Source organism: Streptomyces cavernae, assembly GCF_004023625.1.
GTDB classification, from domain to species: domain Bacteria; phylum Actinomycetota; class Actinomycetes; order Streptomycetales; family Streptomycetaceae; genus Streptomyces; species Streptomyces cavernae.
In genome coordinates this window covers 56,705-72,370 of sequence record NZ_RPDJ01000014.1, presented here as the reverse complement: position 1 = coordinate 72,370, position 15,666 = coordinate 56,705, and the positions used below count along the sequence as shown (strand labels likewise).

12 protein-coding genes and 1 pseudogene are annotated in these 15,666 nt (G+C 71.6%); 6 read left to right on the top strand and 7 right to left on the bottom strand.

Translation table 11 applies throughout. The features are described 5' to 3' along the window. Nucleotides 1-78: 78 nt before the first annotated feature. Nucleotides 79-1,059, top strand: coding sequence for a GlxA family transcriptional regulator (locus tag EF387_RS23835; RefSeq protein ID WP_128378651.1), 981 nt, complete (start codon nucleotides 79-81; stop codon nucleotides 1,057-1,059). Nucleotides 1,060-1,399: 340 nt separating this feature from the next. Here the strand turns inward: EF387_RS23835 and EF387_RS23830 are convergent, their stop codons facing one another. After that, on the bottom strand, nucleotides 1,400-1,702 hold the full coding sequence (locus tag EF387_RS23830; protein ID WP_128378650.1) for a hypothetical protein: 303 nt from the start codon (nucleotides 1,700-1,702) through the stop codon (nucleotides 1,400-1,402). Nucleotides 1,703-1,850: 148 nt separating this feature from the next. On the opposite strand from EF387_RS23830, the gene EF387_RS23825 reads away from it, so the two are divergent. From EF387_RS23825 to EF387_RS23815, 3 genes are all read left to right on the top strand, one after another. Further along, a complete protein-coding gene (locus tag EF387_RS23825; protein WP_128378649.1) occupies nucleotides 1,851-2,270 on the top strand; it encodes an Hsp20/alpha crystallin family protein in 420 nt (139 codons plus the stop codon). 89 nt (nucleotides 2,271-2,359) lie between these two features. Beyond that, on the top strand, nucleotides 2,360-2,758 hold the full coding sequence (locus tag EF387_RS23820; RefSeq protein WP_238431656.1) for a DUF2267 domain-containing protein: 399 nt from the start codon (nucleotides 2,360-2,362) through the stop codon (nucleotides 2,756-2,758). Nucleotides 2,759-2,937: 179 nt separating this feature from the next. Further along, nucleotides 2,938-3,768, top strand: coding sequence for an alpha/beta fold hydrolase (locus tag EF387_RS23815; protein ID WP_128378647.1), 831 nt, complete (start codon nucleotides 2,938-2,940; stop codon nucleotides 3,766-3,768). 10 nt (nucleotides 3,769-3,778) lie between these two features. On the opposite strand, the pseudogene EF387_RS23810 reads toward EF387_RS23815, so the two are convergent. Next, nucleotides 3,779-4,321, bottom strand: a pseudogene (locus EF387_RS23810) (MFS transporter); the annotation flags it as partial. A gap of 51 nt (nucleotides 4,322-4,372) precedes the next feature. Continuing rightward, nucleotides 4,373-5,629, bottom strand: a complete 1,257-nt coding sequence (locus EF387_RS23805) for a DUF445 domain-containing protein (RefSeq protein ID WP_238431666.1) — start codon at nucleotides 5,627-5,629, stop codon at nucleotides 4,373-4,375. Between the two features lie 388 nt (nucleotides 5,630-6,017). Here EF387_RS23805 and EF387_RS23800 point away from each other — a divergent pair, with 388 nt between their 5' ends. After that, a complete protein-coding gene (locus EF387_RS23800) occupies nucleotides 6,018-7,373 on the top strand; it encodes an SGNH/GDSL hydrolase family protein (protein WP_128378645.1) in 1,356 nt (451 codons plus the stop codon). Nucleotides 7,374-7,441: 68 nt separating this feature from the next. Here the strand turns inward: EF387_RS23800 and EF387_RS23795 are convergent, their stop codons facing one another. The 4 genes from EF387_RS23795 to EF387_RS23780 form a co-directional block, all read right to left on the bottom strand. Beyond that, on the bottom strand, nucleotides 7,442-8,362 hold the full coding sequence (locus EF387_RS23795) for a DUF1707 SHOCT-like domain-containing protein (protein ID WP_128378644.1): 921 nt from the start codon (nucleotides 8,360-8,362) through the stop codon (nucleotides 7,442-7,444). Nucleotides 8,363-8,409: 47 nt separating this feature from the next. Further along, nucleotides 8,410-9,399, bottom strand: coding sequence for an ABC transporter ATP-binding protein (locus tag EF387_RS23790; protein WP_128378643.1), 990 nt, complete (start codon nucleotides 9,397-9,399; stop codon nucleotides 8,410-8,412). 25 nt (nucleotides 9,400-9,424) lie between these two features. Continuing rightward, nucleotides 9,425-10,201 carry an ABC transporter permease gene (locus tag EF387_RS23785; protein WP_128378826.1) on the bottom strand — a complete coding sequence of 259 codons (777 nt, stop codon included), beginning with the start codon at nucleotides 10,199-10,201 and terminating at the stop codon, nucleotides 9,425-9,427. Nucleotides 10,202-10,532: 331 nt separating this feature from the next. Further along, nucleotides 10,533-11,342, bottom strand: a complete 810-nt coding sequence (locus EF387_RS23780) for an ABC transporter permease (protein WP_128378642.1) — start codon at nucleotides 11,340-11,342, stop codon at nucleotides 10,533-10,535. A 1,619-nt stretch (nucleotides 11,343-12,961) separates the two neighbouring features. On the opposite strand from EF387_RS23780, the gene EF387_RS48495 reads away from it, so the two are divergent. Next, entirely contained in the window at nucleotides 12,962-15,340 is a 2,379-nt protein-coding gene (locus EF387_RS48495) for a transglycosylase domain-containing protein (RefSeq protein WP_238431655.1), read from the top strand. Nucleotides 15,341-15,666 lie beyond the last annotated feature (326 nt).

The following is a 15,666-nucleotide window of genomic DNA, read 5'->3' as shown; positions in this document are numbered from 1 at the left end:
GGCGCCGGGCCGGCTCGGAAGTGGCGGTATTGCCGGGGTTCAACGGATTCTCGCCAGTCGGCGGGCTACGCTCACACCATGCGTTCCGTCCATACCGTGGCCGTGCTCGCCCTGGATCAGGTCATCCCCTTCGATCTGTCCGCCCCGATCGACACCTTCAACTGGGCGAGGCTGCCCGACGGCCGGTCGCCCTATCGGGTCGTCGTGTGTTCGGCGGGGGGCCGCGGTGAGGTGAGTGCGGGGTCGTTCACGCTTCGTGCCCCCTACGGGCTCGAAGCGCTGGCGGAGGCGGACACCATCATCCTGCCGGGCACCGTCGACCCGACCGTCCCGCTCCCGCCGGGGGTGGCGGAGGCACTGCGCGCGGCGGCGGCGAACGGTACGCGGATCGCCTCCATCTGCGTCGGCGCGTTCATCTTCGCCGCGACCGGCCTGCTCGACGGGCTGCGCGCGACCACCCACTGGATCGCGGCGGAGGACCTGACGCGGATGTTCCCGGCCGTGACGGTCGATCCGAACGTTCTCTACGTCGACAACGGCCAGTTCCTCACCTCGGCCGGCGCCGCCGCGGCCATGGACATGTGTCTGCACATGATCCGCATGGACTTCGGTTCGTCGGTCGCCGCGCAGACGGCGCGGATGTCGGTGATGCCGCTGGAACGGGAGGGCGGGCAGGCCCAGTTCATCGTCCACCCGCAGCCGCCCGCCCCGGCGGGGTCGGCCCTCGAGCCCCTGCTGGAGTGGCTGGAGGAGAACGCGGAGCGGGAGTTGAGCCTGGAGGACATGGCTGCCCGCGCCGGGATGAGTACCCGCACCCTGAATCGGCGCTTCCGCGAGCAGACCGGTACGACGCCGCTGCAGTGGCTGCACCGGGCCCGTGTTCGCCGGGCCCAGCTTCTGCTGGAGACGACCGATGATCCGGTCGAACGGATCGCGGTACGGACCGGCTTCGGGTCGCCCACCGCGTTCCGTGATCGCTTCAAACGGGTGGTGGGGACGAGCCCTCAGGCCTATCGGCGTGCCTTCCAGCGTCCGGCACAGCCCGCAGCGGTCCCCTAGCGCGCGGTCCGGCCTTCCAGCGTCCCGCACAGCCCGCAGCGGTCCCTAGCGCGCGCTCCGCGCCGGCCTTCCACGGGCGGCGGTGCGCGACAGCCCTCCAGGCGCGGTCAGACCCGCAGCAGCCCCTGGCCACGGGACCCCGAAAAGCCCCTCGGCACGGCGGCCACCCGCCACAGCTCCGCGATCATGTAAAGCCGAAACCTCAGGGAGCGGGGCGGGGCGCCGGAGCCCGCGACCAAGGCATAGCAACCCCTGAAAGCCCGCCGCCAACGGCGATCCCGACAGCCCCCCAGCCCCAGGGACCCGAAGCCCCCTCGGCACGGCGGCCACCCATAGCCTCCTAGGCTCGGCGGTCCGCGACCGCCCAGGACGCCAGGGCCACGGCCCCGGCGACCCCGAACACCGCGGGCCAGGCGCCGACCTTCTTCGCCAGCGGATGCGATCCGGCGAAGGCAGCGACGTACGCGGCCGTCAGCGCGCCCGCGGTCCTGCCGCCGGCCTGGCGGCGCCACTGCTCGGCCGCCGCGGCGCCCGCGACGGCCAGCACGGCACCGCCGAGCTGGCGCTGCTTGGTCCAGCGGGCCACCCCGTACCCGCCGACGAGCCCACTGGCGGCCACCACCGCGGTCGGCACCTTCGCCATCCCAGCCTCCACATCACTGCACGCTTCTCGGTGATCGAGACTAACCCGCAGACCGCATTGAGCCGGGGGTTGTCAACTTTCCTCCCTCGCGCTATATAAGAAGCCGTAGGGCATCGCACCCAACACCTGAAGGAAGGAGTGACCTGTGATGCTCATGCGTACCGACCCGTTCCGCGAGCTCGACCGGCTCACGCAGCAGGTCTTCGGCGCCGCTCGCCCCGCCGCGATGCAGATGGACGCCTACCGGACCGGTGACGACCTCGTGGTCCACTTCGATCTCCCGGGCATCGACCCCGAGACCATCGAACTCGACGTCGAACGGCATGTGCTCAACGTCCGCGCCGAGCGCCGCTCGCCCGCCCCCGAGGGCGCCGAGATGATCGCGGCCGAGCGTCCCGCCGGGGTGTTCACGCGCCAGCTGTTCCTCGGCGACACCCTCGACACGGAGCGGATCGACGCCTCGTACGAGGCCGGCGTCCTGACCCTGCGCATCCCCGTGGCCGAGCAGGCCAAGCCGCGCCGCATCCAGATCACCGGAGGCAGCACCCGCAAGGAAATCAACAGCTGAACCGTCCCGCCGTTCCCACGATGCGCCCCGCGGGTCCGTGCCCGCGGGGCAAGACCTGGATCTTTGAAACTGGAGGAGCAGCCCGCACGATGAGATGGAGCGAACTGATAGAGGCGGTACGGGAATCCGGCCAGTACGCGACGTCGGCCGAGGCGGAACGCGTCACCCGCACCGTTTTGTCCGCCCTCGGCTCTCATGTGGTCGGTGACGAGCGCGTCGACCTGGCCCGCCGGCTCCCCCCTGAGGCGGCACGGCTCGTCGCGGCCGAAGTGCCTGCGCCACAGCCGCTGAGCGCGGCGGAGTTCGTGAACGCCGTGGCGGCCCGTTCACCGGAGGCCACCGCGGCGACCGCCCGCTGGGACGTCGGCTCGGTCCTGAGGGTGCTGCCGGTCGCGGTGGGCGCCGAACTGGTCGGCCGCATCATCAGCCAACTGCCCGTCGGTTACGCCCTGTTGTTCGGCCGGGCGGAACTCGCCCCGGCGGCCTGACGGAACGGCGCCCGCCCGGAACCGCGCCAACGGAACGGCGCCCGACCGAAAACCGCGCCCGGCGGAAGGGCGCGCGAGGAACCGCGCCCAACGGCAGCGCGCACGACGAACCGTGCCCGGCGGAAGGGCGCGCGACGGATCGGCGCCCGGTCGCCGGCACAGGTAAGGTCGCGGTCGCCATGGAGCTGACCACCGTCGACGGCGTCTCGCTCGCCTACCGCGACCACCGCCCGGCCGGGCGCACCGCCGAACCCGCGCCCGCCGAACCCACGCCCGCCGTCCCCGTCCTCCTGCTGCACGGCCTGGCGGGGCACATGGGCGAGTGGGACGCCCTCACGGACCGCCTCCTCCAGGAGGGAGCGGACGCGTACCGCGTCGTGCGCTACGACGCCCGGGGGCACGGCGACAGCACCCTGCGGCCCTCGGACATGTCGAGGGCCGCCACCGTCCGGGACGCGGTGGCCCTCATCCGCGACCTCGGCCTGGCACCCGTCACGTTGATCGGTCAGTCACTGGGCGGGCTCACCGCCCTGCTGGTCGCGGCGAACCATCCGGAACTGGTCCGCTCCCTGGTCCTGATCGAGGCGGGCCCCGCGGGCGCGGACGCCGGCCTGCCCGCCAGGATCGCCGGGTGGCTGGACGGCTGGCCGACACCGTTCAGAACCTTCGCCGAGGCCACGGCCTTCTTCGGCCATGAGGCCTGGGCGAGGGGCCTGGAGCAGCGGCCGGACGGCTGGTACGCGCGCGTGGACCGCGACACGATGATCGCGGCCGTCGCCGAGCCGGCCGAGCGCTCCTACTGGGCGGAGTGGGACCGGATCCGCTGCCCCGTCCTCGTGATCCGCGGCGCGCGGGGCACGCAGCGCGAGGCGGAGACGGCCGAGATGCGGACCCGGCGGCCGGGGACGACCAGGATCGAGGTCGCCCCGGACGCGGGCCATGACGTCCATCTGGACCGGCCGGACTGGCTGTACGAGACGATCCGGACCTTCCTCCCGGGGATGGAGTGACCCCGCCCGGTCACGCCGCCGACAGGGGCTTGGCGATCTCCTCCAGCGAGCGTCGTTCGGCGTTCACCGCCAGGAACGCCGCCACCACGCCCGCCGCGCACATCAGCGACGCACCGATCTGGAACGCCAGTACGGTGTCCGCGACCTTGCCGCTCTCGGTCAGGTCCGCGAAGACCAGCGGGCCGCTGATGCCTCCGGCCGCGGTGCCGATCGCGTAGAAGAAGGCGATCGCCATGGCGCGGGTCTCCATGGGGAAGATCTCCGAGACGGTCAGATACGCGCTGGAGGCACCCGCCGAGGCGAAGAACAGCACCGCGCACCAGCAGGCCGTCAGCGTCGCCGCGGTCAGCGAACCGTTCTCGAAGAGCCAGGCCGTCGCGAAGAGCAGCAGACCGGCAAGGAGGTACGTCGACGAGATCATCTTCTTTCGGCCCAGGGTGTCGAAGTGCTTGCCCAGCAGCAGCGGGCCCAGGAAGTTGCCGAGCGCGATGACGGCGAAGTAGTAGCCGGTGTCGCCGGAGGGCACGTCGAAGAACGCCGTGAGGATCGCCCCTAACGGCCCTGACGGCCCTGACGGCCCACGGCCCGCCGCCCTGCCGGCCGCTCACGCCCCCAGCGCCCGCGACACCGTGTAGATCAGCAGCCCCGCCAGCGAGCCCACCACCGTGCCGTTGATCCGGATGAACTGAAGGTCCCGGCCGATGTTGGCCTCGATCTTCTTCGAGGTCTGCTCCGCGTCCCAGCCCGCGACGGTGTCGGTGATCAGTGAGGTGATCTCTTTGCGGTAGGTCGTGACGACGTACACCGCCGCTCCCTCCACCCAGCCGTCCACCTTGGCCTGCACCTTGCCGTCGCTCGCCATCCGGGCCCCCAGCGACAGCAGCGAGGCCCGCACCCGCAGACGCAGTTCGCTGCGCTCGTCCTCCGCGGCGGCCACGATCATCTGCCGTACGGCCGACCAGGCGGAGGCGATCAGGTCCTGGACCTCGCCACGGCCCAGCACCTCGCCCTTGAGGCGCTCCACCCGGGCCCGGGTGTCGGTGTCGGACTGCAGGTCGTCGGCGAAGTCGATCAGGAAGCGGTCGAGGGCGGCGCGGGCGGGGTGCGAGGGGGAGTCGCGCATCTCGGTGACGAAGCGGAGGAGTTCCTTGTAGACCCGCTCGCCGACCTTCTTGTCCACGAACTTCGGGGTCCAGCCGGGTGCCCCGCCCTGCACCGCGGCCATCACCTGCTCGTCGTGGAACACCAGCCAGTCGTGGGCGCGTACCACGATCAGGTCGACGACCCGTCTGTGGCCGCCGTCCGCGACTACCTTCTCCAGCATCTTGCCGATGCCGGGCGCGATCTCCTGGGCGTCGGCGCGGCGGGTGATCGCCTCGCCGACGACCGCCTGGACGTCCGAGTCGCGCAGGACGGCGAGCGCGCCGCGCAGGGCTGTGGCCAGTTCCGCCGTGACGCGGTCGGCGTGGTCGGGGACGGCCAGCCAGGCGCCGAGTCTGCTGCCGATGCCGACGGCCCGCAGCCGGCCTCGCACGACGTCCTCGGAGAGGAAGTTCTCGCCGACGAACGCACCCAGGGTGACACCCAGCTGGTCCTTCTTGGTGGGGATGATCGCGGTGTGCGGGATGGGGAGGCCCAGCGGATGGCGGAAGAGCGCGGTGACGGCGAACCAGTCGGCCAGCGCACCGACCATGCCGGCCTCGGCCGCGGCGGCGACGTACCCGGCCCAGGCGCCCGCGCCCGCGTTACCGGCCCATTTGGCGAGGACGTAGACGAGCGCGACGAACAGGAGCATCCCCGTCGCCGTGAGCTTCATCCGGCGCACCCCGCGGAACTTCTCGCGGTCGGCCTCGGTGAACATGAACCGTCTCGTCACGTCGCCCGACCCGGCGGACCGCCGCGCGACGCCGTCCGGCCCGGAGAGCCGCCCGGTCGCGTCGCCCGTCACGGACCGGCTCGGCCCGGCCCCGTCCGCCCCGGAAGGCCGCACGCCGGCACCGTCGCCCGTCCCGGACCGCCTCGCCGCGTCACCCTTTTCCGCCACGTTCGTCCGATCCATCCGCTTCACCGTCCGCAGGTCTCGTACCCATTGTCCCTTCCTGACCTACTCCTGGAACGGAAGACGAGTTCCCCGCGTCTCCTGCACCGGGGGATGTGTCATGTCCGCCTTCCCCATGCCTCATCATGGATTCGTAACACCGGAGCCCCGAACTCGTGGACTCCCTTGTGCTTTAGGAGACATGCACCGCATGACCAAGCGTCATGGTTATGCCTTGCTTGCCGCGATGATCGCCGTCGTACTGATCTTCTCGGCCGCCATTTACCTCGGGGTCGCCTCCGACGACGGCAGCAAGGACACTTTCGCCGGGGGCCGCTCGCTCCAGGGTTCCGCCGCTCCCGCCTCCGTCGGCACCTGGGTGGGCGCCTGGTCGGCGTCGCCGGCCGGAGCCGAGCCCGGCACCGTCCGGAACGGTCTGGCGGGCCGCTCCCTCCGCAACGTCGTCCACGCGGGATCCGGCGGCACCAGCGCCCGCGTCACCCTGTCGAACCTCTACGGTCACCGGCCGCTCACCATCACGCACGCCTCGATAGCGGTGGCCGCCGAACCGAGCAGCGCCACCGCCGTCGCCGGCACCCTGCGCCGGCTCACTTTCGGCGGCAGCGACCGGGTGAGCATTCCGGCAGGTCAGCAGGTGGTCAGCGACGCCGTCGCGATCGTCATCCCCTACGACAGCGACGTCCTGGTCACCACCTACTCGCCGACCCCGTCCGGCCCGGTCACCTACCACCCGCGGGCGCAGCAGATCTCGTACGCGGCGATCGGCGACCGCACCCAGGAGACCAGCGGGGCGGCGTACACCGAGCAGACCCCGTACTGGCGCTATGTGACCGCGCTGGACGTGCTGAGCCACGAGACGGACGGCACGATCGTCGCCTTAGGTGATTCGCTCACCGACGGTGCGAACTCCAGCGTCGGCGAGAACCGGCGCTGGACCGACGTGCTCACCGACCGGCTGCGCGCGGCGGACTCGGACGGGCCCCGCTACACCGTGGTCAACCAGGGCATCAGCGGAAACCGCGTCCTGGGCGGCGGGAGCGCGGTGGCGTCGGCCGGGCGCGGCGAGAGCGGCGGGATGCGTCTCGCCCAGAACCCGAGCGGGCTGAGCCGCTTCGGCCGCGACGTCCTCGGCCGGACGAACGTCAAGGCGGTCGTGATCGCGCTCGGCGTCAACGACATCCTGCGCACCCCGCACCAGACCGATCCGGAGAAGATCACCGACGGTCTGCGGGTGCTGGTGCGGCAGGCGCACGCCCGTGGCCTGAAGGTGATCGGCGCGACGCTGATGCCGTTCGGGGGACACCGGGGGTACGAGGACCAGCTCGAGGCGGTGCGCCAGGCCGTCAACGCCGAGATCCGGGACGGCAAGGTCTTCGACGCGGTGGTCGACTTCGACAAGGCGCTCCGCGACCCGTACGACCCGCGCCGCCTGCGCGCGGAATACGACTCCGGCGACCACCTCCACCCGAGCGACCGGGGCTACCAGCGGATGGCCAAGGCTTTCGACCTCAAGTCCTTGAAGGGTTCGGCTCCCGCTCAGCTGTGACCGCCGAGGCCAACCGCGCCGCAGGGTTGGAGTCCGGGTCTTGAGCCGGCCCGCTTCGGGAGCGGCGATCACTGGTCGCGGTGCCGCCGGGACCGGTGATCGTCCATCGCCTCGCGGTGGGCGGCCCGGTGTTCCTCCAGCGCCTCGCGGTGGACGTCCCGATGCTCGTCGACCATGTCGCGGTGGGTGGCCCGGTGCTCCTCCAGCGCCTCGCGGTGAGCACCGTGCAGCTCTCGCCGAGCGGCCTTGCGTTCCAGCTTCTCCTGGCGGCGGGCCTCCTTCAGCCGCTGCCGCTCCGCCCTGGGCAGCTTGCGTTCCACACCGACGCCGCCCCAGAAGGCCAGCCCCGTCACGATCACGCGCGGAGCGCCCGGCTCCCCCGGCACGCCCTCCTCGCGATGGTCGAAACCGCCCATGATTCCGACACCGCGGACGACGACCTCGACGCCCGGCGGCACCACGACGTTCATCCCGCCCATGATCGCCACGCAGTTGATCACGACCTCGGCGTCCGCGAAGTCGGCGTCCCGCAGATCGATCTCACCGCCGCCCCAGAACGCGAAGCAGTTGAACCGCCTGGGCACGGTCCACCGCCCCTTGCGTTCGAAGCCGCTCATGATCGCCACGCCCCAGGTGGAGGAGCCCTCACCGCCGACGATCCGGTCCGCCCAGGAGCGGTCGCCCACCGGCTTCTTGACCATGGACACGGGCATGCCGGGTTTACCGGGCGTACCGATCGCTCCGGGTCCGCCGGCCGCGCCCGGACCCGGCAGATCGCGGGTGATCGGCACCAGCTCGCCGTATGTCCGCGCCCGGTACGTCGCGTCCAGCCGCTCCTCGAACTCCGTCATGTCGAGACGGCCCTCCGCGAGGGCGTCCCGCAACTGTTCGGCGACCTGCTCGCGGTCGGCGTCGGAGGCCCGCAGCTCCAGGTGCGAGGGAGCCGGAGGCTCGGGGGTTGCTCCTGCGGAAGGCTCGGCGTCCGTCATGTACAGCAGCCTACGAGGACACGGCCCGCGAGACTACGCGGCAAGCCCTACGCGGTGGCCCGGTCCGCGTACATCTTCGCGATCACGGCCTCGATGTCCGGCTCCCGCACCGACAGGTCCACCAGCGGATACGCCTGGGCGATCCGCGCCACCAGCGGCGCCGCCGACTGCGCCGCCGGGAACGCCAGCCACTGCCGCGGCCCCTCCACCTTCACCACGCGCGCCGACTCCACCGTCAGGGGCGGCAGTTCGCGCTCCAGGTCGACGACGAGCATGCGCTCGCTCTCCCCCACCTCGTGCAGCCCGCTGAGCGGACCGTCGTACATCAGCCGCCCGTGGTCGATGACCATCACCCGTCGGCACAACTGCTCGATGTCCTGAAGGTCGTGGGTGGTGAGCAGCACCGTGGTGCCGCGTTCGGCGTTCAGATCGCGCAGGAACTCCCGTACCTTCGCCTTGCTGATGACGTCGAGTCCGATGGTCGGTTCGTCGAGGTAGAGCACCTCCGGATCGTGCAGCAGCGCGGCGGCGATGTCCCCGCGCATCCGCTGGCCGAGGGAGAGTTGCCGTACCGGCCTGTCCAGCAGTTCGGCGAGATCGAGGAGTTCTACGCACCGGTCGAGGTTCTCGGCGTAACGGGCGTTCGGGATGCGGTACATACGGTGCATCAGTCGGTACGAGTCGATGAGCGGGAGGTCCCACCACAGGGTGGTCCGCTGGCCGAACACGACGCCGATGCGGTGCGCGAGCCGGATCCGTTCACGGGACGGGTCGATGCCCGCGACCCGCAGCCGCCCACCGCTCGGGGTGAGGATGCCGGTCAGCATCTTGATGGTGGTCGACTTGCCCGCGCCGTTCGGCCCGATGTAACCGACCATTTCGCCGCGCGGCACGGTGAAGGAGATGGAGTCCACGGCCCGCACCTCATGCCGCTCGCTCCGCAGGAACCCGGTCTTCTTGCGTACGTCGAAGACCTTCTCCACCCGGTCGAGTTCGATGAAGTCCTGACTGTCGCTGTCCACTGCTGGCTGACTCATTTTTGCTGACTGACTCACTTGCCGACTAACTCCCTGTACTCCGGTACGAACGAAGCCCCACGCGCCACGCGGCCCCGGCGAGCGCGCAGCAGCCCGCCGCCACCAGCGGCGGCAGGAACGCCGTCCAGTGCGGCAGGTCGAGGGGGTAGGGCCGATCCAGCACATACAGCGCGGGCAGCCAGTTGACGAAGGCCAGTGGCAGCACGAAGGTCACCGAGCGCACGATGTCCTTGGCGAAGACGGTCGGTGGGTACTGCAGGAGCGTGTTGCCGCCGTAGGTGAAGGCGTTCTGTACCTCGGAGGCGTCCTGCGCGACGAACTGGAAGGCCGCGCCCCCGACGAACACCGCGCCGAAGATGGCCGCCCCGCTGAGCAGCATCACCGGGATCAGCAGTGCCTTGGCGGGGGTCCAGGAGATGTCCAGGACCGCGAACGCGTACGCGAGGACGAGCACTCCCTGGGTGACCCGCCCGAGCCGGCGCAGCGCGAAGCGGTCGGCGGCGACCTGTGCGAGCACCGGCGCGGGGCGCACGAGGAGGGCGTCGAGCGTCCCGTCGCGCACCCGCCGGCCGAGCCGGTCCATCGAGCCGATCGCGAGGTCCGCGAGCCCGAAGGAGGTGCTGGTGCACCCGTACAGGAGGGCGATCTCACCCAGCGAGTAGCCGCCGAGCCGGTCCACCTGGGCGAACATCAGCAGGATGGCCAGGAAGTCGAAGGCGGTCACCGCGAAGTTGACGAAGGCGGTGATCGCGAAGGAGGTGCGGTAGGCCATGGTGGAGCGGATCCACATGGCGGCGATCATGCGGTACGCGCTCAGCGAACCGCGCAGGCCACCGTACGGGGCGCCGACCACGGCAGCTTCGGAGCTGCCTGGGGCCCGGCCGCTGCCTGCCCCGCGGCCACTGTCTACGTCCCGGCCACTGCCTGCGCCCCGGCCACTGCCTGCGCCCCAGCCACTGCCTACGTCCCGGCCACTGCCTGCGCCCCGGCCACTGCCTGCGCCCCGGCCACTGCCTGCGCCCCAGCCACTGCCTACGTCCCGGCCACTGTCTACGTCCCGGCCGCTGCTGGGAGCCGCGCCACTGCTGTGAGCCCGGCCGCTGCCTGGGGTCGGACGGGTCGTGTCCGTGTCGTCAGCCACCCTGGACCACCACCCGTCGGGTGGCCGCCGACTGCACCAGCCGTCCCACACCGAGCAGCCCCACCGCCCAGGCCGCCTGGAAGACATAGGCGTTCAGCAGGCCGAGGCCGGTGTGCGTGCCCAGCAGGACGTCCGCGGGGACCTGGAGCAGGGCCGACCAGGGCAGGGCCCGGGCGATCTCGCCCAGCGCGCCCGGGAAGACGTTCAGCGGGAGCAGCATCCCGGAGAAGAACAGCCCGGCGAGCCAGGACAGCTGCGCCATCCCCGCGCCGTCCAGCAGCCAGAACGCGGACAGCGCGACCAGATAGCGGATCGCGAAGCTGACCACCACACCCAGGGCGACCGCCACCAGGAAGGCGAGCCAGGGCAGTGGGCCGGTGGGCAGCGCCAGGTCGAAGACCAGCGCCCCGAACACCATCGGGACCACTCCCCTGCCCAGCAGTTGGAAGGCCGCCCGTCCCGCGTCCGCGGCCAGCCACCACAGCTGGAGGTCGGCGGGACGGTACAGGTCGACGGCGATATCACCCGTACGGATGCGTTCGATCAGTTCCTCCTCGAAACCGCCTCCGCCCACGCTGGTCACGGTGAGGAGCGCCTGACCGACCCAGACGTAGGTCAGCGCCTGCGCCTGGTCGTAGCCCCCGAGTCCGGGCCGCTCCTGCCACAGCGCGACGTACGTGTACGCCAGGATCAGGCCGAAGACGGTGTTGGTGAATATCCCCGCGGCGGTCGCCGCCCGGTAGGTCGCGTACCGTCGGAAGCCACCCGCCGCCACGGCCGCGTACAACCGGCCTGCCCGCATCTCGCCGCCTTTTCCGCCGTTCCGAGCAAAGGGAAAGAGGCTAGCGGTCGGTCAACCCCCCGTGCCACGCATTTTTCAAGGGGGCGCGCGGCGCGAGTTGGGAACGATTCGCCGGATGCGACAGTCTTGACATCGGGGGACGCGGAAGGCGTACGGCGACGTACGGATGTATCAGTGAAACGGGAGTCCGGCACAACATGAGCAACGAGCCGCAGCAGACGCCCCGGGGCCGACCGCCCAGGGAGCCGGACGCGGTTCCGGGGGGACCCGGTGCGAACCCGAACCAGGGGCACCCCGGCGACGACCGGGGGGACCGCGGTGGGCCGGGAGAACCCGGCGACAACCAGGGGGACCGCGGCAGGACTCCCACTGAATCCGGCAGGACCGCCGACGCCGACGCTTCCGCTGCGACGGCCGGCAAGTCCGGCACGACCACCGGCGAGTCCGACCCGACCGAGGAGGAGTCCGGCCCGACGACCGGTGCGACCGACCGGCCCAACAGTGGGTCCGACCCGACGACCCGCGCGACCGACCGGCCCAACAGTGGGTCCGACCCGACGACCCGCGCTTCCCTCGAGGCCTCTCGCGGCTCCGCCACACCCCCCGGAGGATCCGGTCCCTCCGCGCGTCCGACCGGCCCAACCGGCCCGTCCGCCCCGTCCGCCCCGTCGGCTCCGTCCGCCCCATCCGCTCCGTCGGCTCCGTCCGGCCGAGAAACCGCGCGCTCCGCCGGAGAATCCACCAGGGCCCTCAGAGAACCCACCAAGGCCCTCGGAGAACCCGCCAGGGCCCAGGGAGAACGCCCCAGCGCCCAGGGAGAACCCGCCAAGAGAGCCGAAGAACCCGTCAGGGCAGCCGGAGAGCCCTCCGAGACCGCCGGAGAACCGGCCAAAGCCACCCGCGCGCCCAGCGGGTCCAGCAGCGCGTCCGACACGCCCCCGGGAGCGTCCGGCAGGCCCTACGGAGTTGCCGCCGGCCCGCCCTCCAGCGCATCCGGCCCGACCCCCGGACCAGTCAGCCCGACCGCCGGCGGTTCCGGCCCGACCACCCGAGACTCCGCCCCCAAGGCGACCGACGCCTCCGGTGGGACCCCGGTGGGTACGGGCAAGGCCCGGGAACACACCCCCCAGGAGCCCAAGAGCCCGGGCAGGCGCCCCGGCGAGTCCGGCACGGACCCGTCGGCCTTCCGGGCGGGCGAGGACCGCCCGGGGAGCCGCGGCAAGAGCCCCGGAGCACCCAGCCGGGCTCCGGCGACTCCGGCCGGCCGGAATCCGGACGGCCCGACTCCAGTCGGCCCGACTCCGACCCGCCCGGCTCCGGCCGGCCCGACTCCGACGCCGACTCCCGGTTCGGGCCCCGACCGCACCCCCGCCAAATCCGACCAACCCGACAAGACCGAAAAAAGCGCCGCGGAGACCGACACGGACACGACGGTCCTCGCCGCTGTCAATCGGATCCCCAGGGACCCCACCAGCACCCTGAACCTCGGAAAGGCCCTCAGCGGACCGACCGGGGCCCCGAGAGGAGCCTCGGCGGCCTCGTCCGCGGCGGCCGCCACAGCAAGGATGGCCCCAGTACCCCATCTCGCCCCGACCGTTCCAGGGGCATCAGCTACTCCCATGGTTCCGCCGGGCACCCACACCCCGGGGCCTCACACCGCCCGGCCGACCCCGGAATACACCCCTCCGGCGCCCACGCCCCCCAAGAAGAAGTCCCGGCCCAAGCGCACGGGCTGGCGCAGGCTCGTGCCCACCTGGCGGTTCGTGCTGGGCAGCTTCATCATCAGCGCGATGCTCCTGATCGGCCTGTTCGCGCTCGGCTACTACCTGGTCAAGATCCCGCCCGCGAACGCCGCCGCGACCAAGCAGAGCAACGTCTACTTGTTCGCCAACGGCTCCCAGCTGGCCCGCGACGGCGAGGTAAACCGGGAGAACGTGTCGCTGACGCAGATCCCCAAGTCCGTCCAGCAGGCCGTGCTCGCCGCCGAGGACCGTGACTTCCACTCCGAGTCCGCGGTCGACGTCAAGGCGATGCTCCGCGCCGCCTGGAACACCGCCACCGGCAAGGGCAAGCAGTCCGGCTCGACGATCACCCAGCAGTACGTGAAGAACTACTACCTGGGCCAGGAGCAGACCGTCACCCGGAAGGCGAAGGAGTTCTTCATCTCCATCAAGCTCGACCGGCAGAAGACCAAGGACGAGATCCTCGAGGGCTACCTCAACACCAGCTTCTTCGGTCGCAACGCCTACGGCATCCAGGCCGCGGCACAGGCCTACTACGGCATCGACGCCGAGGACCTGAACACCGCCCAGGGCGCCTACCTCGCGACTCTGCTGAACGCCCCCAGCGAGTACGACGTGATCGCCCACCCGGAGAACGAACGCGCGGCGAAGGCCCGCTGGAACTACGTCCTGGACGGCATGGTCAAGGAGAAGTGGCTGACGGCCGCCGAGCACGCCGACATGAAGTTCCCCACGCCCAGGCCGGCCAAGACCTCCGGAGCACTGTCCGGACAGCGCGGCTACCTGGTGGAGGCCGTCAAGGACTACCTGATCAGCAACAAGATCGTCGACGAGGCCGAGTTCGAGACCGGCGGCGGCTACCGCATCACCACCACGATCCAGCCGAAGAAGCAGAAGGCCCTCAAGAAGGCCGTCGACGAGCAGGTGATGGACAACCTCGACAAGAAGAACAACAAGGTGGACCGGAACGTACGCGTCGGCGGCGTCTCCATCGACCCGGCCACCGGCAAGGTCGTCGCGATGTACGGCGGCATCGACTACACCAAGCAGTACGTCAACAACGCCACCCGCCGCGACTACCAGGTCGGCTCGACGTTCAAGCCGTTCGTCTTCACCTCGGCGGTGCAGAACGCCTCGACCACCCAGAACGGCGTCCCGATCACCCCGAACACGATCTACGACGGCAGCAACGTCCGCCCCGTCCAGGGCTGGAACGGTCCCACGTACGCGCCCGAGAACGAGGACCAGGCCTCGTACGGTGACATCAGCGTGCGCACCGCGACCGACAAGTCCGTGAACTCCGTGTACGCGCAGATGGCCGTGGATGTCGGCCCGGAGAAGGTCAAGCAGACCGCACTCGATCTGGGCCTGCCCGAGAACACCCCGGACCTCAACCCGTACCCGTCCATCGCGCTGGGTACCGCCACCGCGAGCGTCCTCGACATGGCGGAGGCGTACGCGACGCTCGCCAACCACGGCGAGCACGGCACGTACACGCTGGTCGCGAAGGTCACCAAGAACGGCCAGGAGGTGCAGCTGCCGGAGCAGCGGACCACGCAGGCTGTCACCCGGGAGGCGGCCGACACCACGACCTCCGTACTGCGGAGCGTGGTCGACGGCGGCACCGGCACCGCCGCGCAGGCCGCCGGGCGGCCCGCCGCGGGCAAGACCGGTACCGCGGAGGAGGACAAGGCGGCCTGGTTCGCGGGCTACACGCCCGATCTCGCCACCGTCATCTCCGTCATGGGCCAGGACCCGGTGAGCGGCAAGCAGACCCCGCTGTACGGGGCGCTGGGCCAGGCCCGGATCAACGGCGGCGGGTACCCGGCGCAGATCTGGGCGCAGTACACACGGGAGGCGCTCGAGGGCAGAGACGCCAAGGACTTCAACCTCCAGCTCCAGGACGGAGCCGAGGAGTGGGCCGTGCCGCCGGTCGCCCCCGACCCGGAGCAGGACACCGGTACGGCCGGTCAGGACAACGGTGGTACCGGTGAGGTCCCGCCGGAGCAGGACGCGCCGGAGCAGGACCCGGGCGCCGACCCGGGCCAGACGGACGGCGGAACCGACCCCACCGGCGCCCCGGTCGACCCCGACGACGGCGCGGGGAACACAGCCGGCACGGGGGACGCGGGCGGCACCGCCGACGGCGGCACGACGGACGGCACGGAGAACGGCGGCCAGACCGGCGACGACCCCGGAACGGACGGCGGTGCGGACGGCGGAGCCCCGCTGAACGGCTTGGGCTCCCAAGGCTGATCGGTCCGGCCTGGGCCCCAGCGGCTGATCCGGCCGCCCGGGACCGGACCGGGGCCGGGCCGGGGCCAAGGGCGGACCGGGCCGGACCGGGCCCGGGCCGAGGGCGGACCGGACCGATCCCGGGCCGAGGGCGGACCAGGCTGGGCCCCGAAGGCTCATCCGGCCGGCCGGCCGGGACCGGGGCCGGGGCCGAGGGCGGACCGGGCCCGGGGTCGGACCGGGCCGGGGCCGGTCCGGGCCGAGGGCCGGGTTTCGCAGCACCACCGCCGCCGCGGGACCCGCGCCCTCCCCCCAGAGCCGCCCCTATCGACTCAGGGCGGACCGGG

What these genes read in the sequence shown, in the direction of transcription:
- EF387_RS23830 (WP_128378650.1), bottom strand. Translation starts at nt 1,702, where the DNA reads ATGGCGAAGGTGCCGACCGCGGTGGTGGCCGCCAGTGGGCTCGTCGGC.
- EF387_RS23790 (WP_128378643.1), bottom strand. Translation starts at nt 9,399, where the DNA reads ATGAGTCAGCCAGCAGTGGACAGCGACAGTCAGGACTTCATCGAACTC.
- EF387_RS23785 (WP_128378826.1), bottom strand. Translation starts at nt 10,201, where the DNA reads ATGATCGCCGCCATGTGGATCCGCTCCACCATGGCCTACCGCACCTCC.
- EF387_RS48495 (WP_238431655.1), top strand. Translation starts at nt 12,962, where the DNA reads ATGGTTCCGCCGGGCACCCACACCCCGGGGCCTCACACCGCCCGGCCG.
- EF387_RS23780 (WP_128378642.1), bottom strand. Translation starts at nt 11,342, where the DNA reads ATGCGGGCAGGCCGGTTGTACGCGGCCGTGGCGGCGGGTGGCTTCCGA.
- EF387_RS23835 (WP_128378651.1), top strand. Translation starts at nt 79, where the DNA reads ATGCGTTCCGTCCATACCGTGGCCGTGCTCGCCCTGGATCAGGTCATC.
- EF387_RS23795 (WP_128378644.1), bottom strand. Translation starts at nt 8,362, where the DNA reads ATGACGGACGCCGAGCCTTCCGCAGGAGCAACCCCCGAGCCTCCGGCT.
- EF387_RS23820 (WP_238431656.1), top strand. Translation starts at nt 2,360, where the DNA reads ATGAGATGGAGCGAACTGATAGAGGCGGTACGGGAATCCGGCCAGTAC.
- EF387_RS23815 (WP_128378647.1), top strand. Translation starts at nt 2,938, where the DNA reads ATGGAGCTGACCACCGTCGACGGCGTCTCGCTCGCCTACCGCGACCAC.
- EF387_RS23800 (WP_128378645.1), top strand. Translation starts at nt 6,018, where the DNA reads ATGACCAAGCGTCATGGTTATGCCTTGCTTGCCGCGATGATCGCCGTC.
- EF387_RS23805 (WP_238431666.1), bottom strand. Translation starts at nt 5,629, where the DNA reads ATGTTCACCGAGGCCGACCGCGAGAAGTTCCGCGGGGTGCGCCGGATG.
- EF387_RS23825 (WP_128378649.1), top strand. Translation starts at nt 1,851, where the DNA reads ATGCTCATGCGTACCGACCCGTTCCGCGAGCTCGACCGGCTCACGCAG.